19 protein-coding genes are annotated in these 24,152 nt (G+C 64.0%); all 19 read right to left on the minus strand.

The annotated features are described in order from the left end of the window. Positions 1-50: 50 nt before the first annotated feature. The 19 genes from CR152_RS00680 to CR152_RS00770 all read right to left on the minus strand — a co-directional run bounded on the left by CR152_RS00680 (position 51) and on the right by CR152_RS00770 (position 24,078). On the minus strand, positions 51-2,330 hold the full coding sequence (locus tag CR152_RS00680) for a YgiQ family radical SAM protein (RefSeq protein WP_099872885.1): 2,280 nt from the start codon (positions 2,328-2,330) through the stop codon (positions 51-53). 163 nt (positions 2,331-2,493) lie between these two features. Continuing rightward, on the minus strand, positions 2,494-2,865 hold the full coding sequence (locus tag CR152_RS00685; protein ID WP_099872887.1) for a DUF4404 family protein: 372 nt from the start codon (positions 2,863-2,865) through the stop codon (positions 2,494-2,496). Between the two features lie 10 nt (positions 2,866-2,875). Then, the gene (locus CR152_RS00690; RefSeq protein ID WP_099872889.1) at positions 2,876-3,088 is read right to left on the minus strand and encodes a VF530 family protein; all 213 of its coding nucleotides are present in this window, start codon (positions 3,086-3,088) and stop codon (positions 2,876-2,878) included. A 113-nt stretch (positions 3,089-3,201) separates the two neighbouring features. After that, entirely contained in the window at positions 3,202-3,600 is a 399-nt protein-coding gene (locus CR152_RS00695) for an SLOG family protein (RefSeq protein WP_099872891.1), read from the minus strand. Positions 3,601-3,697: 97 nt separating this feature from the next. Next, positions 3,698-4,264: a metal-dependent hydrolase gene (locus tag CR152_RS00700; protein WP_157778267.1), complete on the minus strand. Its 567-nt coding sequence runs from the start codon at positions 4,262-4,264 to the stop codon at positions 3,698-3,700. Further along, the gene (locus CR152_RS32600) at positions 4,252-4,527 is read right to left on the minus strand and encodes a hypothetical protein (protein WP_157778268.1); all 276 of its coding nucleotides are present in this window, start codon (positions 4,525-4,527) and stop codon (positions 4,252-4,254) included. Before CR152_RS32600 ends, CR152_RS00700 begins: the two co-directional genes overlap by 13 nt. A 22-nt stretch (positions 4,528-4,549) precedes the next feature. Continuing rightward, complete coding sequence (locus CR152_RS00705; protein WP_099872895.1) at positions 4,550-5,191, minus strand: hypothetical protein; 642 nt, start codon at positions 5,189-5,191, stop codon at positions 4,550-4,552. A 103-nt stretch (positions 5,192-5,294) separates the two neighbouring features. Then, positions 5,295-5,843, minus strand: a complete 549-nt coding sequence (locus CR152_RS00710; protein WP_167399857.1) for a prolyl hydroxylase family protein — start codon at positions 5,841-5,843, stop codon at positions 5,295-5,297. A 10-nt stretch (positions 5,844-5,853) separates the two neighbouring features. Continuing rightward, on the minus strand, positions 5,854-7,128 hold the full coding sequence (locus CR152_RS00715) for a tetratricopeptide repeat protein (protein WP_099872897.1): 1,275 nt from the start codon (positions 7,126-7,128) through the stop codon (positions 5,854-5,856). Between the two features lie 33 nt (positions 7,129-7,161). Next, on the minus strand, positions 7,162-8,394 hold the full coding sequence (locus CR152_RS00720; RefSeq protein WP_157778269.1) for a hypothetical protein: 1,233 nt from the start codon (positions 8,392-8,394) through the stop codon (positions 7,162-7,164). Positions 8,395-8,515: 121 nt separating this feature from the next. Further along, positions 8,516-10,645, minus strand: a complete 2,130-nt coding sequence (locus CR152_RS00730; protein ID WP_099872904.1) for a M3 family metallopeptidase — start codon at positions 10,643-10,645, stop codon at positions 8,516-8,518. A gap of 100 nt (positions 10,646-10,745) precedes the next feature. Continuing rightward, positions 10,746-12,884, minus strand: coding sequence for a M3 family metallopeptidase (locus CR152_RS00735; protein WP_229413234.1), 2,139 nt, complete (start codon positions 12,882-12,884; stop codon positions 10,746-10,748). A 145-nt stretch (positions 12,885-13,029) separates the two neighbouring features. After that, the gene (locus tag CR152_RS00740; RefSeq protein ID WP_099872908.1) at positions 13,030-13,233 is read right to left on the minus strand and encodes a SlyX family protein; all 204 of its coding nucleotides are present in this window, start codon (positions 13,231-13,233) and stop codon (positions 13,030-13,032) included. A 42-nt stretch (positions 13,234-13,275) separates the two neighbouring features. After that, on the minus strand, positions 13,276-14,145 hold the full coding sequence (locus CR152_RS00745) for a DUF4214 domain-containing protein (protein WP_099872910.1): 870 nt from the start codon (positions 14,143-14,145) through the stop codon (positions 13,276-13,278). A gap of 59 nt (positions 14,146-14,204) precedes the next feature. After that, positions 14,205-15,827 (minus strand): DUF4214 domain-containing protein, encoded by a 1,623-nt coding sequence (locus CR152_RS00750; protein WP_099872912.1) that lies wholly within the window; start codon positions 15,825-15,827, stop codon positions 14,205-14,207. Positions 15,828-16,055: 228 nt separating this feature from the next. Then, a complete protein-coding gene (locus CR152_RS00755) occupies positions 16,056-18,569 on the minus strand; it encodes an Ig-like domain-containing protein (protein ID WP_099872914.1) in 2,514 nt (837 codons plus the stop codon). A gap of 264 nt (positions 18,570-18,833) precedes the next feature. Beyond that, positions 18,834-21,290, minus strand: a complete 2,457-nt coding sequence (locus tag CR152_RS00760; RefSeq protein WP_099872915.1) for an Ig-like domain-containing protein — start codon at positions 21,288-21,290, stop codon at positions 18,834-18,836. Between the two features lie 165 nt (positions 21,291-21,455). Beyond that, positions 21,456-21,929 (minus strand): cache domain-containing protein, encoded by a 474-nt coding sequence (locus CR152_RS00765; RefSeq protein ID WP_229413235.1) that lies wholly within the window; start codon positions 21,927-21,929, stop codon positions 21,456-21,458. 88 nt (positions 21,930-22,017) lie between these two features. Further along, positions 22,018-24,078 carry a UvrD-helicase domain-containing protein gene (locus tag CR152_RS00770; RefSeq protein ID WP_099872917.1) on the minus strand — a complete coding sequence of 687 codons (2,061 nt, stop codon included), beginning with the start codon at positions 24,076-24,078 and terminating at the stop codon, positions 22,018-22,020. Positions 24,079-24,152 lie beyond the last annotated feature (74 nt).

Raw genomic sequence — 24,152 nt, forward strand, 5'->3', positions numbered from 1 at the left:
CGTCGCCCCGCACCAAGGCTGCACCCGGCGCGGAGCGACGAATTCCCGCCTTATTTGCGGCGGGCGCCGGCCTTGGCCGCAGGAGCCGCCTTCGGCTTGGTCTTGATGGTTGCCAGAATCGACGGACGCACCTTCGATTCCGGCGCGATGAACGGCGTCGGCGCCAGTGCGCGTTCGGTCTTGCGCTTGGGCGCGGCGACGAACTTGTCGAGCGTGCCGGCACCCGAGGTCTGGCGCTTGCGCTCGCCAGCGGCCAGGCCACCGTCTTCCGACGCCTGCCAGCTCGGCACCAGGTGACGGTCGCCATTGCCGATCAGGTCGCCACGGCCCATCTTGACCAGCGTCTCGCGCAGGATCGGCCAGTTGGCCGGGTCCTGGTAGCGCAGGAACGCCTTGTGCGAACGGCGCACCTTGCCGCTCTTGGCCGTTTCCACAATCTCGGAATCGGCCGTCACTTTTTTCAGCGGATTCTTGCGCGAGTGGTACATGGTCGTGGCCATCGCCATCGGCGTCGGCATGAAGGTCTGCACCTGGTCGAGCTTGAAGTTGTTTTTCTTCAGCCACAGCGCCAGGTTGAGCATGTCTTCGTCAGTCGTGCCCGGGTGGGCCGCGATGAAATAAGGAATCAGATACTGCTTCTTGCCCGCTTCCAGCGAGAAACGGTCGAACATTTCCTTGAATTCATCGTAGGCGCCGATGCCGGGCTTCATCATTTTCGACAAAGTACCTTCTTCGGTGTGCTCAGGAGCAATCTTGAGCAGGCCGCCCACGTGGTGGGTCACCAATTCCTTGACGTATTCCGGCGAACGCACGGCCAAGTCGTAGCGCAGGCCCGAGCTGATCAGCACTTTCTTGATGCCCGGAATGGCGCGCGCCTTGCGGTACAGCGAAATCAGCTTGCTGTGGTCGGTACCCAGGTTGACACAGATGGTCGGGTACACGCACGACAGGCGGCGGCACGATTCCTCGATCGCCTTGTCCTTGCAGGCCAGGCGGTACATATTGGCGGTCGGACCGCCCATGTCGGAAATGGTGCCGGTGAAACCCTTGGTCTTGTCGCGGATATGCTCGATTTCGCGCAGGATCGACGGCTCGGAACGGCTCTGGATGATGCGGCCCTCGTGCTCGGTGATCGAGCAGAAGGTGCAGCCGCCGAAGCAGCCGCGCATGATGTTGACCGAGAAACGGATCATGTCCCAGGCCGGAATCTTGGCCTTGCCGTAGCTCGGATGCGGGGCGCGCGCGTAGTTCATGTCGTACACGCCGTCCATCTCGTCCATGGCCAGCGGTAGCGGCGGCGGGTTGAGCCAGACATCGCGTTCGCCGTGCGCCTGCACCATCGCGCGCGCATTGCCGGGATTCGATTCGAGGTGGAACACGCGCGAGGTGTGCGCGTACATCACCGGGTCGTCCTTGACCACGTCGTAGGACGGCAGGCGCACCACGGTCTTGTCGTGCTTTTCCTTGGCCATGGCCAGGCGTTCTTCACGCGACATGATGCGGATCGGCTTGATCACTTCCTTGGGTTGGGCGTTGTCGGTGGCGCAGGCCGATTTGTCTTCCTGGGCCATCGCATACGGATCGTGGTGGGCGTCGACCTTGCCGGGCACGTCGACCCGGGTCGAGTTGTGCACGCCCCAGTCGTCGCCGGGCAGCCAGCCTGGCGGCACCATGAAAGCGGTACCGCGCAGGTTGCGGATATCCTTGATGTTTTCGCCGGCCGCCAGACGGTGGGTCAGGTCGACCAGCGCGCGTTCGGCGTTACCGAACAGCAGCATGTCGGCCTTGGAATCGGGCAGCACCGAGCGCCGCACCTTGTCGGACCAGTAATCGTAGTGGGCGATGCGGCGCAGCGACGCTTCGATTGAGCCGATGATGACCGGCACGTCGGGAAACGCTTCGCGCGCGCGCTGGGCGTACACGGTGACGGTGCGGTCCGGGCGCTTGTTCGGCTCGCCGTTGGGCGTGTAGGCGTCGTCGGAGCGGATCTTGCGGTCGGCCGTGTAGCGGTTGACCATCGAATCCATGTTGCCGGCGGTGACGCCGAAGTACAGGTTCGGTTTACCGAGCACGCGGAAGGCCTCGGCCGAGAGCCAGTCCGGCTGGGCGATGATGCCGACCCGGAAGCCTTGCGCTTCGAGCAGGCGGCCGACCAGGGCCATGCCGAAACTCGGATGGTCGATGTAGGCGTCGCCCGTGACGAGGATGACGTCGCACGAATCCCAGCCCAGGGCGTCCATTTCGGCGCGGGACATGGGAAGGAAAGGCGCAGCGGGAGCGCGGCTAGACCGTTTCGGGACGGTCGCAAACAGGTTGGTTGGGGAGCTCATTGGGCAGTATTGTACCGGAAAACCATCCGGAGCAACTTGCCCCCGCCCTTTTTCAAAGGCGATTGCAACGAAAAAACGTCTTATGTTTCAATAACTTGTGACGTTTGTGCCACATTAACAGGCAGTTGCCGGGGCGAGCGCGAAGGCGCTTGTGCCCCGTTGTTCAAATACCCATGTTCGACAGCATGCGGCCCAGCTCGCGCAGGGCGGGCTCCAGGCGCGGATGTTCGGCGGCAAATTTGGCCGTGATTTCCTGGGTCCGCTCGGCCAGCCCGTAGGTGGTGGTGTCGGCGGGTTCGGCCAGCAGGTAGGCCGCCGGATCAACCGGGTCGGCCGCTTCGGCTTGCTCGGCAAGCGCATCGTCGCTGATGGTGGCCTGCGCGGCGGCGGCGCGTTTGTCCAGCAGGGCCTGGATGTCGCCGTCGAGCTGCATCAGCAAGCCTTGCAGTTCTTCATCGACCTGATCCGTCTGCGCCAGGTTGGCATGCAGGGTTTTCAGATGCGACTTCAGGTTCGCTGTGTCGTCGTTCAACATGTCATCCTCGTTAGTTGTCAAAAGTGGTCGCCAGATACAGTTCTTCGACCTTGGTTCGCGCCCACGGGGTCTTGCGCAGGAACTTCAGGCTCGACTTGATGCTCGGATCGCTGATGAAACAATTGATATCGATCCGCTTGCCGAGCTCATCCCAGCCGTAATGCGCGACCAGCCTGGTTAACAGCGATTCTAAGGTAATACCGTGTAAGTCGTGAACACTCATTGCTGCACTTGATCCTATGGCGGTTGGGGGGAAACACTATACCGTCCTTATACACCCAAATGGCGGTGCGATCCATCGCGGAGCGCAGCAAGCTGGAGCGCCGAGGCGCCGGCTTACGTACGGAAAATGCGTACCTCGGTCCCGCTTTTCCCGGCCAGTTCGACCATGTGGACGGTGCCGCGCGCGCAGCCGGGTTGGCCGTAGTCTGCGTGGAAAGCCAGCACCAGATCGATGCCGGTAGCTAACATGCGTTCGTTCAGGCCGCGCCAGGCTTCGCCGGGGAAGGCGCGCTGGTCGGCGCGGTTCTTTTTCATGCGCTGCACGGTCAGGCCCAGCCCAGTGGCGACGGCAATCGCGCAGGCATCGGCGCCCGGGGTGTCGCCGGTAACGATCACGCTGTGCGGCGGCAACTGCGACAATGCACGCCGTATCGTCTCCGGATTGTCCCATGTGGTCGAGCCGGTGACCAGCACGCGCAGGAAAGGCCGCTCAGACACAGGACGCGCGCACATGGGACATCGGTATTTTCCTCGCGGCGATGATTTTATTGATTGATCAGCTGACAGCAGTCTGATTGCATTATATTAAATGAACAGGGAACACGACGGGTCAACCATGGATACGCAGCGACCAGACGGTTGCCAGCGCCCAGCAGGGGCCAGCCACAAGGCTTGCTACGGCGATCCTGCGCCATGCCACCCGGCGGGCCAGCGCAACGATGAGGGCGCACGGCGGCAGCAGCACCAGGCATTCGATCAGCAGGTTGCGCCATAAATAGATGTTGGTGAAGCTCAGGCGCCCGGCACTGGGCAGCAGTCCGATGGGCGACTCGACCTGCGCCAGCGGCAAGGGCCAGAACAGGGGAACCGGGTGCACCCCGACGAGCAGGTCGAGCAGGGGATGCGAGCAGGCCGCCAGCGCCAGCGCCGCAAACGGCAGCGCGCCCCGCAGCGCCAGCCACGCCAGCAGGCTGGCGCCCAAGCCGAACAGCAGCGAGTGCGACCAGCGCGGCTCGCTGTCGATGCCGAACAGCCAGAATGGCAGGTAATCGAGGTCGGGCAGCAGCGCCAGCGACACCAGCAGGACCAGCGCCAGGCGCGAGCGCGGGGCAGCACCCGGCGCATGGGCGAGGAACACGGTGGCGCCGGCCGCCGCGTGGCCGATCAGCGACGACACGGGCGCACCAGCAAAACCGCCACGCCCCACCAGATGGCGGCCCAGAACAGCACCACGCAGGCCCAGCCCAGCAGGGATGGCGCGGCCCAGCCGCCGGACGGCCAACCGCCGAACACCGGCAGCTTGATCGCATCGAGCACGAACAGGGGGCCGTAGATGGTGGCGGCGATGGCCGGCCCGATGGTACTGGTACCGGCCCAGATCCAGGCGACCAGGGCATGGGCGGTGCTCAGGCCGATGAACAGCAGCGTACGCAGTCGCATGGTTCCCACTCGTCAGGAGGGTTCAGCCGGGCGCGTGCGGGCCGGAACGGCTTGCTTGCGCTTCGGCGGCAACAGCCAGCCGTTCAAGCAAACGCAGCTGCGCGTCGAGGTGGGCGCTCTGCGACTCCAGCAGCACCATCATCCTGTTTTGCGGGGAATCCTTGCCGTTCGCACGCTTGATAAAGTAAATGTACACGCCAATTAACAGCAGCATCGGCCCCCAGCTGTACAGAATATCAAGAACTTGGGACATTACCGATGGCGACGGCTTGCGGTGCAGCTTGATCGCCTCGGCCGAGACAATGCGAATTTCCTGCGATGCGTAAGCCTCTTTGGGACGCGAGGCAAGATCGCTAATGCGGAATGCAACCTCACCGGACGCCGGCACGACAAGCTCATCGACCGACTGGGTTACGGTATCGATGAGGACGTGGCTGGCGTCGAAGTATTTCACTTCCAGCATGACATCCCTGACACTGTCGGCGGACGCATTCTTCAGCGTTGCCAGGGACGTGACCATGCCTGGTCCATCCGACACGCTGAACGAGGTCTTGCTGATCGAGAGCTTGTCGACCTCGGCCGGAGAAGCGTTGTGGTAGCTGCAGGCAAGCGCCGAAGCAGAGAAGGCAAACAGACATGCCGACCGGGCGATAAATTGTTTCATAGGGGTCCACATGGGGTGATTTGAAAAACGGTACTGGCCCCGGTAACGGGGCCAGTATTGCGCCGAAGCGGCAAAAATTGTTTCCGGGATTATCCCGATCCTGCTAAGGCTTACCCGCGCTGTACAGCACATCCGAGCGCAGCACATATTTGATGCCGCCGGTCAGCGCGGCGCCTTCATGCCAGGTATCGTGCACGAACAGCAGGGCCGAGCCCGTCTTCGGCGTGACGCGGAATTCCTTGAAAATCGTGTCGCCGCCTTCGTAGCCTTCGTTCAGGTAGACGAGGAAAGTGAGCTTGCTGCTCAGGCCATCTTCGCTCCACGGGCCATCCTTGTGCATCTTGAAGCGCTGCCCGGCCGCGTACTTGTAGAAGCGCAGTTCGCGCGGCAATCCAACTGCAGCCTGACCATCGAGTTCGGGCATGCCGGCCGCCGCCAGGCGCTGCCACAGCAGGGCGATCCAGTCGGGCGCCTCGAACTGGGCCCGCTCGTTATTGCGGATCGTCGGCATCGGCTTGGCGCCTTGCGCGGTGCGCACGCCGGCCGCGGCAAAGCCGCGCGCCTCGGCCAGCGCGATCAGCTCGCCGCACTCGCGCGCATCGAGAAAACCATCGATGGAAAACACCGTCGGCGCGTGGGTGACGACCAGCATGCGGCTCAGCTCACTTCTTCTTGCGCGCACCACGCGGCGCCGGCAGCGCGCACTTGTCGTTGAACAGCGCCGCGTCGGACACGTAAGCGCGCGCGTCCGCATCCTTGTCCATCGACGCCCGCAAGTGCGCGGCGATGGACTTCACTTCCGCATCGACCGCGCTGGCGCCGCCGCAGCCGGCGACCCTGCGCTTGAGCGTGGCGGCCAGCATGGCGGAGCGGCCGTGCTTGACCGTATTGGGCATGGTGACGCGCCGGATCGCCAGCACTTCCTCGTAGCGCAGCAAGGCCGCCGGATTCTGGCCCTGATGCTCGTGCATGCCGCCGATATCGTTGATGATGGCGACCGTTTCCTCGGACTGCGCGCCGAAGGTTTGCACGGCCTGCGGCAGCATCGCCTCGAACAGCTCCTGGGCGCGCTTGTGGTTGCGCTCCGCGCTGAAGCTCATCGCATGCGCGGCGCGTACTTCCAGCGTCACCGGGTCGGCCATGCCGAGCGTGGAGCCATACACCGCGATGGCGCGCTCGTACCATTGGCGGCCGGTCGGGTTGTCGTTCTGGCGCATGTAGCTGCCGCCCAGATTCACATAACTCATGCCGACATGGTAACTGTCCTCGCCATGGATCTTGCGGCGCAACTCCAGCGCTTCGTTCAACAAGCGGCGCTCGGCGGCCACGTCGCCCTTCAGACCCATCAGGCGTCCGAGCGCGTCCGCCGCATCCGCTTCGAGCTGCGCATTGACGTTTTTGCGCGCCTGGGCCAGCACCTCGGTCATATCGGCCTCGACGTTGCCGAGCTCCTTCATCTGCATGCGCTGCTCGGCGCTGTCGAGCAAGGCCTGGGCAACCTGGTTCGATTCCTTGCCGAAGCCGGCCCGGCAGGCTTGCACCGCGGCGGCGTAACCGGTGCGGCCGGCGGCCTGGTCGCCGCTGTCGCTGGCGCGCTGGGCGTCGAGCCCGTACGCGTGGCACAGCACCGCGGAGGCATCGTGCGCGCGCACCTTCTCGGCGCGGGCGCCGGCGATGGCTTGCTGCAGGGCGGCGGTCGAGGCGGCGCTCTTGCCTTCGTTATCCAGCGCCAGCGCACTGCAATACAGGCGCTGCGGCCCGAATTCGAGCGCTTCGGCATCGGTACAACAGTCGGCGCCGCTGCAGCGCGGGCCGGACTCGCCCGGCTCTTCGGTCAGTTGCACTTCGGTGGGCCGTACGGGTTCGGTGGTACAGGCCGCCAGGCCAAGGGCGCACAGCAGGACGGACGCGAGCGGGAGAAAGCGAGGTGTGAGCATAGAGGCAACGTTCGGAAAGAGGGACGTGCCTGATTATAGAGCATTGTCGCTATACCAATTTTTATCAAGGAAGCTGGGACGTACCGGCGTTTGCTTCAGATGGCCGATAAGGCGTTCGACATGGCGCACCTCGTCGATGCCCAAAAAACCATAACGCTGCAAAAGGTTCCCGCTCCTGGAGATCACCTCCGATGCGGGTTCGAGCAGGAGGTCGCCGCTGTCGTTACGGCCGCCGATGCAGTCGGCATGCACCAGGCCGGCCGGTGCGTAGGTACGCGTGATGAGCGGGCCGCTGGCGTCGATCGTCAAGGCCCGTGCGGTGGTAATGGCATGCACCACGCTGAGCGCAGCCTTGCGCATCTTGAACGGCTGATACAGGTGGTAAACACCAATCCACAGAAACAGCAAGGGTCCGCACAACAGCACCACTGGGGCGATGTCTCCCGGCCGAGTGGTTGCCCACATTGCCGGGGCCATAAACCCGGTGAGAACCAGGCTAAAGAGCGTCCACACGATAAAAAAGGATTGGGCCACCAAACCTCTTTTCAGATAACTGTTAGGGATGGGCTGCGCGGCCCAGACCAGCCGTTCGTCCGGCGCCATTTCCGCGCGCAGCGCCTGGCGCAGCTTGTGCGGCAAGGGCCCGATATCGGGCGTGATGAGGCAGCGCTGGAAGCTGGCATGCGGTGTGTTCGGCGCCAGCGGCAGCGTTGCCGCCAGCGCCGCGATGAGTCCATGCACGCGCCGCACCCCGGCAATGCCGAGCATGCCGTAGCGGTTCGTCGTATAGCTGTCACCGTCGTATTCGTGTTCGGTTTCCAGTATCAGGTCGCCCCAGCCGCCGGCATGCTCGGTGCGTTCGATTTGCTGCAACTGCACGGGACGATACAACCTGATCGTTTCGGGATCGTCGCCGCCCAACAGGATGACGCGCTCGCTGGTGATGGCGTACACCACGAAGCGTGCTTCTTCCTCGAGCCTGGACGGCGCCCGCAATCCGAGCACGCCGCCCAGCAGAAACGGCACGCCGATCAGCGGCAGAAAATCGAAGTCGAGGCCGTGCAGGAGCGTACGGGCGATGCCGCCGACAATCCAGAGCAGCCCGATTACCAGCATCGCTACAAAAACGGTACGAAGCTCGTATGCCTCCCGTTTCCTATAGTGCTGGGCGATCGGCTGGCCGACCCAGACCAGGCGCTCGTCCGGTCTCAACGCCGCCTGGAGGCGGTTCTGCAGATATTTGGGAAGTACCGCGATGTCGGTCAATATGGCTCCATGGAGGAAATTGGCGCCACCATTATGGCGCATCGGCGCATGCGGCCGGAAAATGCTCTGGACAAAAAAATGCCGTTCTGAGCGAACGGCATTGTTGAGGGTTCAGGCAGGCTTACTTGGCGTTCAGTCCGCGGCGTTCCAGCAGCGGCTCGATGGTCGCATCGCGGCCGCGGAAGTTGCGGTACATCTGCATGGCATCGAGCGTGCCGCCTTTCGACAGCAGCATCTTGCGGAAATGGTCGCCATTCTTGCGCGACAAGCCACCGTTTTCATTGAACCAGCCGACGGTATCGGCATCCAACTTTTCACTCCACAGGTAACCGTAGTACCCGGCCGAATAACCGCCCGAGAACACGTGCGAAAAGTAGGTGCTGCGATAGCGTGGCGGCACCGGCGCGAAGTCGACACCGGCCTCTTTCAATGCGGCCGCCTCGAAGGCCGCCACATCGGCCGGAATCTGCGCCGCGCTCAACTGGTGCCAGCGCTGGTCGACGATGGCCGACGCCAGGTACTCGGTGGTGCGGTAGCCTTCGTTGAACTGCTTCGACGCGATCACCTTGTCGAGCAATTCCTTCGGCATCGGCTCGCCGGTCTTGTAGTGCTTGGCATAGTTGGCCAGCACTTCGGGCCAGACGGACCACATTTCATTAACCTGCGAGGGGAACTCGACGAAGTCGCGCGGCACGCCGGTGCCGGCGAAGCGCGGATATTTCACGTCCGAGAACATGCCGTGCAGCGCATGGCCGAACTCGTGGAACAGGGTGCGCAGTTCGTCGTAGGTAAGCAGGGTCGGCTCGCCCGCGGGCGGCTTGGGAATGTTCAGGTGGTTGCCGATGACCGGGCGCGTGCCCATCAGGTGCGACTGGGGCACGTAGGCATTGGCCCAGGCGCCGCCGCGCTTGTTGCCGCGCGCGTAAAAGTCGGCCACGAAGATGGCCAGCGGCTTGCCGTTGGCATCGATCACGTCGAACACGCGCATGTCGGGGTCGTACACCGGCAAGTCCTTGCGCTCCTTGAAGCTCAAGCCGTAGACCTTGCCGGCGGCGTAGAACACGCCGTTGGTCAGCACATTGTCCAGTTCAAAATAGGGACGCAGCTGGCTCTGGTCGAAATTGAAGCGTTCGGCGCGCACCTTGTCGCTGTAGAAGGCCCAGTCGTGGGCGGCCAGCTGGAAGCCGCCCTTGCCGGCGTCGATGACTTTCTGGATGTCGGCCGCTTCCTTGCGCGCGTTCGCCACCGCCGGCTTGGCCAGCTCGCTCAAGAGCTTGTTGACCGTGCCGGTGTCCCTGGCGGTCTGGTCTTCCAGCATGTAGGCGGCGTGGTTGGCGTAGCCGAGCAGGGCTGCGCGCTCGGCACGCAGCCTGGCGATCTTGAGCACGACGCCGGTATTGTCGAACTCGCCGCCGCGGCTGCCGCGCGCGAGCGATGCCGCCAGCAGGCGTTCGCGCACCGAGCGGTCGGTCAGCACCGACAGCGGCGCCTGGCCGGTGGTGTTGGTGACGGGGATGGCGAACTTGCCGTCCAGGCCGCGTTTTTTGGCGACGCCGGCGGCGGCATCGATGGCGGCGTCGGACATGCCGGCCAGTTCGGCGCGGGTATCGACCACCAGCGCGGCGGCGTTCGCTTCGCTCAGCACGTTCTGGCTGAAGGTGGTTTGCAGGGTGGCCAGTTCGGCGTTATAGCCCTTGAGCTTGTCCTTGTCGGCGGCGTTCAGTTTGGCGCCGGCGCGCACGAAGTCCTTGCGGTAGCGTTCCAGCAGAAACGCCGATTCGGCATCCAGGCGCAGCTTGGCGCGCTTGGCGTACAGGGTGTCGATGCGGTCGAACAGTTTTTTATTCAGCAGCATGGCATCGCGGTGGGCGGCCAGCTTGGGCGCCAGTTCGCGCTCCAGGCCCTTGATGGTGTCGTTGGTGCTGCCGCCGGAAAAAATGCCGAAGGCGGTACCGGTGCGCGCGAGCAGCTTGCCCGAGCGTTCCAGCGCGACGATGGTGTTCTCGAAGGTGGCCGGCTTGCGGTTGTTGGCGATGGCATCAACTTCGGCGGCGTGCTGGCGCATGCCTTCGGCAAAGGCCGGGGCGAAGTGCTCGTTCTTGATCTTGTCGAAGGCCGGGTAGTTGAACGGCAGCGTGCTGACGCTGGCGAACGGGTTGGCGGCGTCGAGCGCGGCGGATGCGGGCGCGAGGAAGGCGAAGTTAGCCACGGCCAGGCTGGCCGCGATGATCATCAATGAGGGACGTGTCATGGCGTTTTGCGGAGAAAGAGGGAGAGCCGTCGTCCCCGCGCCTGGGCGCGGGGACGACGGTTTTAAAGATGCAGGCCCGGGCAGATGCCCAGGCGCGGTCTTAGTTGGCGTTCAGGCCGCGACGGTTCAGCAACGGCTCGATCTTCGGCTCGCGGCCGCGGAAATTGCGGAACAGGTCGAGCGCGTCGGCCGTGCCGCCGCGCGAGAGCAAGGTTTTGCGGAAATGGTCGCCGTTCTTGCGCTGCAGGCCGCCATTTTCCTTGAACCATTCGACCGTGTCGGCGTCCAGCTTCTCGCTCCACAGGTAAGCGTAGTAACCGGCCGAGTAACCGCCCGAGAAACTGTGCGAGAAGTAAGTCGTGCTGTAGCGCGGCGGCACCGGCGCGAAATCGACGCCGGCTTCCTTCAGCGCAGCCGCTTCAAAACCGATCACGTCGCTCGGCACTTGCGCCGCGCTCAGCTGGTGCCAGCGCTGGTCCACCAGCGATGCCGCCAGATATTCCGTGGTCAGGAAGCCCTGGTTGAATTTTTTCGAGGCGATGACCTTGTCCAGCAATTCCTTCGGCATCGCTTCGCCGGTCTTGTAATGCTTGGCGTAGTTGGCCAGCACTTCCGGCGCGATCATCCACATTTCGTTGACCTGCGACGGATATTCGACGAAGTCGCGCGGCACGTTCGTGCCCGAGAAGCGCGGGTACTTCACGTTCGAGAACATGCCGTGCAGCGCGTGGCCGAATTCGTGGAACGTGGTCTTGACTTCATCAACCGTCAGCAGGGTCGGCTCGCCCGCCGGCGGCTTGGGAATGTTCAGGTGGTTGGCGACGACCGAGCGGGTGCCCATCAGGCCCGACTGCGATACGTATTCGTTCATCCACGCGCCACCCTGCTTGTTGCTGCGCGCGTACATATCGGCCAGGAAGATGGCCAGCTGCTTGCCGTTGGCATCGAACACGTCGTACACGCGCACGTCCGCGTGGTACACCGGCAAGTCCTTGCGTTCCTTGAATTTCAGGCCGTACAGCTTTTCGGCCGCGAAGAACACGCCGTTGACCAGCACGTTGTCGAGCTCGAAGTACGGCTTGAGCTGGTTTGCATCGAAGTTGAAGCGCTGGGCGCGCACCTTGTCGGTGTAGAAGGCCCAGTCGGCCGCGCCGACCTTGAATCCGCCCTTTTCAAGATCGATGACCTTCTGGATGTCCTCCGCTTCCTTGCGTGCGTTGGTCACGGCCGGCTTGGCCAGCTCCGACAGCAGCTTGTTGACGGCGCCCGTGTCCTTGGCGGTCTGGTCTTCCAGCGAGTAGGCGGCGAAGTTCGGGTAGCCGAGCAAGGCGGCGCGGTCGGCGCGCAGCTTGGCCAGCTTGACGACGACGGCGCGGTTGTCGAATTCACCGCCGCGGCTGCCGCGCTGAAGCGAAGCGCTCATCAGGCGTTCGCGCACGGCGCGGTTGGTCAGCACCGCCAGCGGCGGCTGGCCGCTGGTGTTGATCAGCGCGACGGCGAACTTGCCATCGTGGCCACGCGTCTTGGCGTCGGCCGCGGCGGCGTCGATCGCCGCATCGCTCATGCCGGCCAGTTCGGCGCGGGTGTCGACGATCAGCGCCGATGCGTTGGTTTCCTTGAGCACGTTCTGGGTGAACGTGGTCTGCATGGTGGCGATTTCGCTGTTGAACGCTTTCAGCTTTTCCTTGTCCTCGGCCGACAGCTTGGCGCCGGCGCGCACGAAGTCCTTGTGATAGCGCTCGAGCAGGTGCTTCGATTCGGCGTCCAGGCCGAGCTTGGCGCGCTTGTCGTACAGGGTCTTGACGCGCTGGTACAGCTTGGCGTTGAGGAAGACCGCATCGTTGTGCGCGGCCAGCTTGGGCGACATTTCACGATCGATGGCGTCCAGCGTATCGTTGGTGTTGGCGCCCTGCAGGGCCGAGAAGGTGGTCGCCACGCGCGTGAGCAGCTGGCCCGAGCGCTCCAGCGCCACCACGGTATTGTCGAACGTCGGCGCCTTGCGATTGTTGGCGATGGTGTCGACTTCGCGCAGGTGATCGCTCATGCCGGCCGCGTAGGCGGGCAGGAAATGCTCGTCCTTGATCTTGTCGAATGCCGGGTAATGGAACGGCAGCGTGCTGAGTTTGGCGAAGGGGTTGGTCGCGACCAGGGCGGTAGCCGGCGCGACAGGCGCGGCAATGGCGGCGACATTGACCAGCGCCAGGCTGGCGGCAACGATAAGCATGTTTGGACGGTTCATGGCATCTTTCACGAGCGCTAAGTAAAGCTGCCGACGGATAGCCGGCAGCGCATGAGCGCACGATCATATCAGCATGCCATCGCTGCGTCATCCGCGACGATGTATGCATGCCGGCGCCGGCAACGCCGTATTGACGGGTGAAAGATCAGTAATGCGGCGGGCGGTCGTTGACCGGATTCGGTCCCGACTGGGGATTGTTGCGGATGTGTTCGGCCAGCTTGGCGACCATCGCATCGAGCTGGTCGATGCGGCGGCCTTGCTGGTACACCATCTGGTTCAGGGATTCGACCAGGTCTTCCTGGTGCGCGAGCTTGATCTCGATATCGACAAAACGGTCTTCCTGGCTCACGGCGGCGTCCTTGGGGGCAAAGCCGCCATTATGCCAGTGCGCTCAGGCCAGTCCGCCTTCCCACGCCGCCGGCGCCACGCCCACCAGCAGCAGCGGGGGCGCGTCCGGCGACTCGGGAGCGTCCAGGGTCGTATGCAGTTCGCCCGACATGACCGCCAGCATGGTCTTGATCACCGCGTGAAACGCCTCGACATCGCTGCCGGCGGTCACCGTTGCGAGCATGGTGCGCACCATCGAGGCGGCCAGGGTGGTGCCGTAACCGGCGATTTCGGACGGGCGGTCGATCGCCAGGGTGAAATCGGACGCCACCGCCAGCGTGTTACCGATGCGCTGGGCGTCGAGCAAGCCCTGGGGCGTGAGGTTTTGCAAGGCGCCCGACATGATCGACATGGCGGCATTGGCGCGCGAGAGCGCGCCGCTGTCGATGGCCTCGCTCCAGAACGCCAGGCCGGCCTCGGCCGGGCTGCGGCCGAGCACGTTCTTGAAGACCGCTTCGACAAACGCGCCGGTGCCGTCCGGATACAGCGCATCCGATTCGGCGCTGGCGCTGAAACTGTCGATCAGCTTGTGCAAGCCGGGATTGGTGTTGTAGGCGGCGCTGATGCCGGCGATGTCGCGCGGCGCGCCCAGCTTGGCCAGCTGGTCCTGGAAGCTCTGCATGCCGGCATGGTCGGCGGCGCGGCCGAAATAGGCCACGTACAGGGCTTGCACGACCGAGTCGTATTCGACATTGACGGTGCTGTCGCTGAACTTGAAGCGTTCGATATTGGACAGCAGCTTGAGGCCGCCGATAGCGCCGCTCTTGGGCAGCACGGCGTAACCGCCGGCGCCGGTGGTGATGTTGTAGTCGGCCCGCAAGCCGGCGAAACCGACCGTGTCGACGCCGCTGCCGCCGTTGATATCAACCAGCATGATCCATTCCTTCGATGTTGACCCGCCGGCGCTGCCACCGTGGCCCGCGCCCGTGTTAACTATACCAGCGTCTGCTCCCACGCCTGGAAGCCGATGCCAATCAGGTCGGCGTGGGCAATAGGCAGGTCCCCAGGCATATCGCCAGCGACGCGCACCGCGCCGGTCATGGCGCCCAGAGTGGCCTTGATGGTGCTCTGGTAGGCAGTCAGGTCGGTGGTGGCGGTGACCGCGCCGAGCATGGTGCGCACCGAGGCCGCCGCCGCCTTGGTGCCGTAACCGGCGATCTCGGCCGCGGTATCGATGGACAGGGTAAAGCCCGAGGCCACCGCCAGCTTGTTGTTGATCAGCTTGGCGTCGAGCACGCCCTGGGCGGTCTTGTTGTCGAGCGCGCCGGACATGATCGACAGCGAGGCATTCGCCTTGGACAAGCCCTTGTGGTCGATCGCATCGGTCCAGAACGACAGGCCGGCGCTGGCAGGAGCGCGTCCGAACACGTTCTGGAAGATGCCCTTCACGAACGTGGCGGTGTCGCCCGGATACAGGGCGGCCGATTCGGCGCTGCCGGCGAAACTGTCGATCAGCGCATGCAGGCCGGCATCCTTGGCGTAGGCCGCCGCCAGCGCGCTCATGTCGCGCGGGGCGCCCAGGGTGGCCAGCTGGTTCTGGAAGCTGAGCATGCCGTTGTAGTCGGCGGCGCGCCCGAAATAGCCCACGTACAGGGCTTGCACGACGGCCTCGTAGTCGAGCGACACGTTGGCGTTGGAAAAGCGCAGCGTTTCGATATTTGTCAGTACGTCATAGCCTTCGTCGCCGGCGTGGTCGGACACCACATAGCCGGCCGCGATCTTGGTGAGCTCGTAATTGGCGCGCGGCCCGACGTAATAGGCCACATCGTTGCCGGCACCGCCATCGATATCGTCGTCGCCGCCCGCCCCTTCGATCACTTCGCTGTTGTAGGTGCCGGTGAGGCGCTCGGCGATGTCGCGCCCGGTGAAGTAATCCTTGCCGCTGCCCACGCCATAGGTGCCGCCGAGGCCGTCGCGGCCGTACAGCCAGTTGAGCGCGGCGATATCGTAGGGGCTGTAGGTCTGGTACGGGCCGCCTACCCAATCGTAGGACATCAGGGTGTTGCCGGTGTGGTCATCGTCGTAGGGCAACTGCTCGTCGCCCTCGAAGGGGTGCTTCAAGCCCAGCATGTGGCCCAGTTCGTGCAGCAGGATTTCGTAGCCGGGGCCGCCCAGGCTCAGATCAGCGTTTTTGGCGCGAAACTCCACATTGTCGAGGTAGATATACGCCTTGGCGGTCAAATCGCGCACCGTAGTGCCGTAGCTCGGCGGCGTGTAGCTCGTCATCCAGCTGCACAGGCCCATGGTATCGGCGTCGGCGATATTGATCGAGGCCATGTGGATCTGGGCGCGGCTGCCGTCGGTCGTTTCGGTAAAGCCGATCCCGGTCAGCGAGGTGATGTAGGCCAGCGCCGTGCGCGTGGCGCTTTGCTGGGCCGGCGAAAACGCGGCCTGCCCCGTGCGGCTTTCTTCATTGCCGCTGGCCACGGAAAAAGTGTAGCTCAGCGAGCGGGCGCCGGTGCCGAGAAAATTCCAGCCCGGTCCGGAGCTCAGCAGAGCGTCGATGTTGTTGAAGCCGGATAGGCGGACGATTTCGATATCGGAAACGATAGTCATGCGGAGACTCTGAAAAAGGGTGATTGGCCGGACACGTGCGGCTGGCGCAGGACAGGCTGACGGAAAAGCGAGCAGGCATTGTTGCCAGATATTACCGCAAGTATCTCAAAAGCAAGTATTTACGTTACAAATCAGGCGCTCCGTTTCGCCAATAAACCACAAAAAACGGGCGCCTTACCCGGAATGGGTAAGGCGCCCGTTGCGGCCGAGTCTGGAAAAGGCCGCGCTTTACATCGGCGCGTCGATCAGGCCGCCGTGCTGCACGCCGACCAGGACAAGCGGCGTGCCGGGCAGACCGGTGTCGAGTTGCACGGTGTCGAGCTCCCATTTTCCGGACCCGGTCTGGGCGCCGATGCCGGGCAGGGACGCGAGCGTTTTGGCGATGATGGCCTGGAAAGCGGCGATATCGGTGCTGGCCGTGACGCTGGCGAGCATGCCGCGCACGGCGGCGGCGGCATTGATGCCGACGTAGCCCGTCACTTCGGCCGGATTGTCGATGGCCAGGGTGAAGTCGGAGGCGATGGTGATCTTGTTATTGACCAGCCTGGCGTCGAGCAAGCCCTGGGTGCTGGTGTTTTCCAGCGCGCCGGCCATGATCGAGAGCGAGGCATTGGCGCGCGACAAGCCGGCGTTGTCGATCGCATTGGTCCAGAACGACAGGCCGGCCGCAGCCGGGGCGCGCCCCAGGATGTTCTGGAACACGGCCGTGACGAAGGCGCTGGTGGCGCCCGGGTACAGGGCGGCCGATTCGGCGCTGGAACCGAAACTGTCGATCAGGCTGTGCAGCCCGGCATCGGTGGCGTAGGCGGCGGTGACGGCCGAAAACGTCAGCGGTGCCTTCAGGCCGCCCAGCTGGCTCTGGAAGGCCGCCAGGCCGCCGGAATCGGCCGCGCGGCCGAAGTAGGCCAGGTACAGCGCCTGCACCACGTCGTCGTATTCGAGCTTGAGGGTGGTGTCGCCGAACTTGATCGACTCGACATTGCGCACCAAGTCCATGCCGCCGGCGCCGCTCTTGGCGGTGACCACGAAACCGCTGCTGTCGCGCACCACATGGTAGTTGCCGCGCAAGCCGGGGAAGCTGGCCGTGTCGGTACCGCCGGCGCCGTCGATGAGGTCGTTACCCGGGGTAGACAGCAGCGAATCGTCGCCAGCCGTGCCGGTAACGGCGGTCACGTCGGTCGGCCCGAGAGTAAACAGCAGGTGCTTGGCGGCGGTGGCGTTGCCGGCCTTGTCGAGCGAACTCACAGTGACGTCGTACTTGCCGTTGGCCAGGACGCTGCCGCCCAGGCTCCAGCTGCCGTCGGACGCGACCGTGCCTTCGGCGAAGATGGTGCCGGCGTTGCTCAGGCTGATAATGCTGCCCACTTCGCCGGTGCCGCTGAACTGCACGCTGCCGCTGGCCGCGACTAGCACGCTGGCGCTCGGCACCGCCGGCGCCTTCGTGTCGACATTGAACTGCAGCGCGGCGCTCGGGATCGAGACATTGTTGGCGGCATCCGTGGCACGCGCCGTCAGCGACAGGTTGATCCCGTCAGCCAGGGCCGAGGTGGCAACCGACCAGGCGCCGTTGGCGCCGGCGGTGGTGGTGGCGACCAGGGTGGCGCCGCTGTACACCTTGACCGTGGCGTTGGCTTCGGCGCTGCCGCTGACGACCGGCTTGTCGCCGGCCACATAGCCGTTCGGGTTCTTGCTGGCGGTGAGCGTCGGCGCGGCCGGCGCGGTGGTGTCGCCCGCGGGAGGGATAGGCGGCAGGTTGACCACCGGCGGCGGCGTCACCACCGGCGGCGGGGTGACGGTCTGGGGCGACTGTACGCTCTGGTCGTCGAACTTGAGCACTTCTACCGAGGTCAGTGTGTCGCTGCCATCGGCGCCGCTGACGCGCACCTTGCCCGCGCCCAGGTTGGTGACCGTGTAAGAGGCGTAGTTGCCGCGGAAGACGGCGGTATCGGTGCCGTTGCCGCCGTTGAGCGCATCGTCGCCGCCGTCGCCTTCGAGGCGGTCGTTGGCAGCGGTGCCGGTCAGGCTGTCGGCACGATTGGTGCCGGTGACATAGCGCCCGCCGCCGGTCGAGTTGATCCCGAGCGCGCCGCGCAGGCCGTCGCCGCCGTATAGCCAGTTCAGTGCGGCAATGTCATACGGGCTGAAGGTGCTGTAGGGGCCGCCTTGTCCCGTGTACGACAGCAGCGAGTTGCTGGTATTGTCCTCGCCGGCGGGCAAGCGGATATCGCCCTGGAATGGATGCTTCAAGCCCATCATGTGGCCCAGTTCGTGCAACAGGATCTCCAGGCCTCCCGAGCCGGGCGCCAGGGTGGCATTCCCGGGGTCGGCGGCGGCGCTGTCGTCCAGATACACATAGGCCCCCGCGTGGAAGCTGAGGAGCTTGTCGCCTGAGTTGGAATACCCGGAATTCCAGCTGCACAAGCCCGCCGTGTTCCCGCCCAGATCCTTCGAGCAAAAATGAACGTTGGCGGCGGCGCCATCGGCCGTTTCAGCGAACACGATCCCGGTGATCGCACTGAGCGCCGCCATGGCCGCGCGTGCGCCGGCCTGCTGGCCCGCGCTGAACGCCATCAGTCCGGTACCCGCGTTATTACCTCCCTCGTTGTGCGAGGCGATCGAAAAGGTGTAGCGGATGGTGTTGGCAACAGGCGTTACAAAGTTCCAGTCGGGCCCACTGCTGAGCAGGGCGTCAATGTGGTTCAGGCCGGAGAGGGGGGTGTCGAGATCGGAAATGGTCGCCATGCGGGTATGCTCGTGATTGGAAGTGAAAAGGCTTCCAAACGATGCCCGATGATGAATGTTAGCGCAGCCGGCAGACAGGGTTGGAATGTTGCCGGATTTTGGCCGGCAAGCGCCGCAGTATTCCAAACTTGCTTATTGACGTCAAATATATTTCAAATTTGACATGCCAGCATTCCTTATTCGCCGGTCAAGCACGAAAAACGGGCGCCTTACCCGGCAATGGGTAAGGCGCCCGTTGTGACACAGCCGGGAAACGGCCGCGCTTTACATTACCGCGTCGATCAGGCCGCCATGCTGCACACCGACCAGGGCGATCGGGGTATCCAGCGGATCGGCACCGGGCTGCACGCTGTCGATCTGCATCATTGCGGCGGCGCTCTGCGCACCGAGGCCGGGCAGGGACGCGATCGTGCTGGCGATGATGGCCTGGAAGGCCGCGATATCGGTGCTGGCCGTCACGCTGGCGAGCATGCTGCGCACCGTGGCGGCGGCATTGATGCCGACATAGCCGCTCACTTCGGTAGGATTATCGATGGCCAGCGTGAAGTCCGAGGCGATGATGATCTTGTTATTGACCAGCTTGGCGTCGAGCACGCCCTGGGTACTGGTATTTTCCAGTGCCCCGGCCATGATCGAGAGCGAGGCGTTGGCGCGCGACAAGCCGCCGTTGTCAATCGCATTGGTCCAGAACGACAGGCCGGGAGCGGCCGGGGCGCGCCCGAAGATGTTCTGGAACACGGCCGTGACAAAGGCGCTGGTGGCGCCCGGGTACAGGGCGGCCGATTCGGTGCTGGAACCGAAGCTGTCGATCAGGCTGTGCACCCCGGTATCGGTGGCGTAGGCGGCGGTAACGCCCGGAAACGTCTGCGGCGCCTTGAGGCCGCCCAGCTGGCTCTGGAAGGCTGCCAGGCCCCCGGAATCTGCCGCGCGTCCGAAGTACGCCACGTACAGCGCCTGCACCACGTCGTCGTATTCGAGCTTGAGGGTGGAGTCGCCGAACTTGATCGACTCGACATTGCGCAGCAAGTCGGTGCCGTCGGCGCCGCTGCGGGCGGTGACCACGAAACCGCTGCTGTCGCGCACCACATTGTAGTTGCCGCGCGCGCCGGTGTAGCTGACGGAGTCGGTGCCGCTGCCGCCATCGATGACATTGTTTCCCGGAGTGGACAGCAGGGAATCGTCGCCGGCCGTGCCGGTGACCGTGGCCGCCGAGCCGACCGCAAACAGCAGGTGCTTGGTGGCGGTGGTGTTATTGCCGGCCTTGTCGAGCGAACTGACGCTCACGTCGTAGTTGCCGTTGCTCAGGGTGCTGCCGCCCAGGCTCCAGTTGCCGTCCGACGCGACCGTGCCTTCGGCGATGATGGCGCTGGCATTGGTCAGGCGGATCGTGCTGCCGGCTTCGCCGGTGCCGTTGAACAGGGCGGCGCCGCTGGCCGAGACCACCACGCTGGCGGTCGGTGCCACCGGCGCCACGGTGTCGACGCTGAACAGCAGCGCGGCGCTCGGGACCGAAACATTGTTGGCGGCATCCGTGGCGCGTGCCGTCAGCGACAGATTGATGCCGTCGGCCAGGGACGAGGTGGCAACCGAATACGTACCGTTGGCGCCGGCCGTGGTGGTGGCGACCAGGTTGGCGCCGCTGTACACCTTGACCGTGGCGTTCGCTTCGGCGGTGCCGGTGACGACGGGCTTGTCGCCGGTCACATAGCCATTCGCGTTCTTGGTGAGCGCGAGCGTCGGCGCGGCCGGCGCGGTGGTGTCGCCCGCCGGCGGCGTGACCACCTGGCCCGACTGCACGGTCTGGTCGTCGAACTTGAGCATTTCAATCGAGGTGAGGGTGTCCATGCCGTCGGCGCCGGTGACGCGCACGCTGCCGCCGCCCAGGTCGGTAACGGTATAGGAGGCGTAATTGCCGCGGAACACGGCGGTATCGGTGCCGTTGCCGCCGTTGAGCGCATCGTCGCCGCCATCGCCTTCGAAGCGGTCGTTGCCGCTCGAGCCGCTCATTGTGTCGGCGAAGCTGGTGCCGGCGAGATAGCGTCCGCCGCCGGTCGAATTGATGCCGAGCGCGCCGCCCAGGCCGTCGCCGCCGTACAGCCACTTCAGGGCCGCGATGTCATACGGGCTGAAGTTGGAGTAAGGACCGCCCTGGCTGGTGTACGACAGCAGCGTGTTGCTGGTGTTGTCGTCGCCGGGCGCCAGGTTGGGGCTGCCCTCGAACGGGTGCTTGAGGCCGATCATGTGGCCCAGTTCGTGCAGCAGGGTCTGGTAACCGCCGCCGCCGGGGGTCAGGTTGGCATTCTCGACGGCAAACTCGGCGTTGTCGAGATAGACATAGGCTTGCGCATCGTAGCTGTTGAGCGTGGTGCCGGTGTAGCCGTAGCTCGAATTCCAGCTGCACAGGCCGCTCACATTGTTGCCGGTGATATTCACCGCCGCCAGGTGCACATCGGCCGCCGCGCCGCTTGCCGTTTCGGTGAAGGTGATGCCGGTCAGCGCCGCCAGGGTCGCGAAGGCGGTGCGCGTGTTGGCTTGCTGGGAAGCGGAAAAAGCGGTCTGGCCGCTCTGCCCCGCTTCATTGCCGGACGCGACAGAGAAGGTGTACAGGATCGTGTTGCCGGCAGGCGTCAGGTAATTCCAGTCCGGTCCCGTGTCGAGCAGGGCATCGATGTGGATCAGGCCGGAGGTAGGTGTTACGGTGATGTCGGATACGGTCGCCATGCTGTGTGCTCGTCAATTGGAAGTGAAGGGAGTCCAAACGACGCGCAACCAGGCAACGCTGCCGGCAGGCGGATCTGGAAGGGTGCCGCGCTTGCGCTCGGCAGTGAATTCAGTATTTCAAAGTCGGAAGTTGCCGTCAAACAAAATTTGAATCGTGTGCGCAATTTATCGCAAATAAACACCACCGCAGATGATCACATCGTCGCTGGGCTGGCAATACATTGCCTTAGGTTCAATCTTCCCGCTGACGGGATTGGTGAACTTATATTCTTGCCAAAAAGAAGGATTCTTTTTTGCCATCTCGACCCGTTCGCGCACGAACGCCTTGCCGTCGATATCCTTCAATTCCATCAGATTCTTGCCCAGCATCTTGGGATTGGCGCCATGCGCGCGCACCACGCCGTCGAAACCGTAAGCCACCATGTACAGGTCGCGGACGGTGAAGGGACCATCCTTGCGGTTGATCTCGCTGTACGTCTTGTCCTTGCCGTTGGCCTTCATGAACACGATGGTCTTCTTGACCATGGCTTCGGCTTCCGGCTTGGTGGCAAACTCATCGGCAATGGCGGGCGCGGCCATCGCCCATGCCAGCAACGCGGCAACCATGGCGCCGCGCGCTGCGGTAGTGAATGTCGACATAAAATTTCCCTTCGGAAAAGTGCGCCACAACGACGCGTCGAAACATGCTAGCACGCATGTTCCGCGCTGCCGAGTGTTAAGTTGGACGCTATGTTTTCGCCGTTGCAAGCAGCGCCTTCAAGCTGGCCAGGCGGTCCTTGGGTGAAATGGTTTCCGCTTCGGTGGGCGGAGCGTCGCCGACGTCGAGCGCCATTTCCTTAATGAAACGCGATACATCGCAATGGACTTGCTCGCCGGCACGTTTACGTTTCTTACACCACGTAATGTACAAGGTGCGCTGGGCGCGCGTGATGCCCACGTACATCAGGCGCCGTTCTTCCTGGATGCGCGCGCCGATGGTTTCCACCGACGCGTCCGGGTCGCCCTTGTGCGGCAGGATGCCTTCTTCCACGCCGACCAGGAATACGTGCGGAAACTCCAATCCCTTGGACGCGTGCAGGGTCGACATGCGCACCGCGTCCGGCTCCTCATCCTTGCCTTCCAACATGCTCATCAAGGCCACCATCTGGGTCAGTTCCAGCAGGTTTTTTTCCTCGCCGGATTTATCCTTGCCGCCGCAGCCGCGTTCCTTGAGCCAGTTGGTAAATTCGAGCACGTTCTGCCATTTGCTTTGCGCGGCGCGGTCATCAAAAGTGTCGTACAGATAACTCTCGTAGGCGATCTCCTTCATCATGTCGTCGAGCACGGCGGCCGCGTTCTCGCCGCTGCCGGACGGGCCGGGGCGGCTGGCGCGCGCTTCGAGCTGGTTGATGAAGTTGCAAAAGGCGCGCAGCGGCAGCAGCTGGCGGTCCGGCAGCTTCGCTTCGATGCCGCCCTTGAAGGTGGCCTCGAACAGCGAGCAGTTCCACTGCTTGGAAAACGCGCCCAGCACTTCCAAGGTGGCCATGCCGACGCCGCGCTTGGGCGTGGTGACGGCGCGGATGAAGGCAGGATCGTCGCCGTCGTTGGCGATCAGGCGCAGGTAGCTGATGATGTCCTTGATTTCAGCCTTGTCGAAAAAACTCTGGCCGCCCGAAATCGTGTACGGAATGCGCTCCTTGCGCAGGCATTGCTCGATCACGCGCGCCTGGTGGTTGCCGCGGTACAGGATGGCGTAATCGGACCACTTGTTCTTGCGCTGGAAGCGGTCGGCCGAAATCATGATGGCTACCTGCTCGGCTTCCTGGTCGTCGGTCTGCATGCCCAGCACGGTGATCGGCTCGCCCAGGCCGTGTTCGGACCACAGGGCTTTCTCGAACAGCTTGGGATTGTTCGAGATGACCGCGTTGGCCGCCTGCAGGATACGGGTGGTGGAGCGGTAATTCTGTTCCAGCTTGATGACGCGCAGGTCTGGGAAATCGTCGCCCAGGGTTTTCAGGTTTTCCACCGAGGCGCCGCGCCAGGCGTAGATGGCCTGGTCGTCGTCGCCCACGGCGGTGAACATCGGTTTCTTGCCGATGCCGGTGACCAGCAGCTTGACCAGTTCGTACTGGCAGGTGTTGGTATCCTGATACTCGTCCATGAGCAGGTAGCGCAGGCGGCGCTGCCACTTGTCGCGGATCGGATCGTTGTTGCGGAACAGTTCCACCGGCAGGCGGATCAGGTCGTCGAAATCGACCGCCTGGTAAGCCGCCAGGGTGGCCACGTAGCTGCGGAACACGCGCGCGGCCTGGGCTTCGTCTTCATCCTTGGCGTTCTTGACCGCGTCTTCGGGGTCGATCAGGGCATTTTTCCACAAGGAAATGGAATTCTGGATGCTGCGGATCAGCTGCTTGTCGGTGGTGATTGCCAGATCCTGGACCAGGCCGAAGCAATCGTCGCTGTCCATGATCGAAAAACGGTCCTTCAGGCCCACGCCGGCCGCTTCCTGGCGCAGGATTTTCACGCCCAGCGAGTGGAAGGTGGAGACGGTCAGCTGCTTGGCCTGGCGCGGCTGCTTGAGCAGCTTGGCGATGCGCTCCTGCATTTCCAGCGCGGCCTTGTTGGTGAAGGTCAGCGCCGCGATGGTGCGCGGATCGTAGCCGCGGTCTTCGATCAGGTGCGCGATTTTCTGGGTGATGACGCGCGTCTTGCCCGAACCGGCACCGGCCAGCACCAGGCAGGGGCCGTCAAGATACATGACCGCTTCGCTCTGGGGAGCGTTCAGGCCGAAATTGGGAGTGGAGGACATCGGGCGGGGCAATCTGATGGGGGACGACCGGCCATTGTAACGTAGACCCCCGTCGTTCCCGCGCCTTGGCGCGG

The organism is Massilia violaceinigra, assembly GCF_002752675.1.
Lineage (GTDB): Bacteria > Pseudomonadota > Gammaproteobacteria > Burkholderiales > Burkholderiaceae_D > Telluria_A > Telluria_A violaceinigra.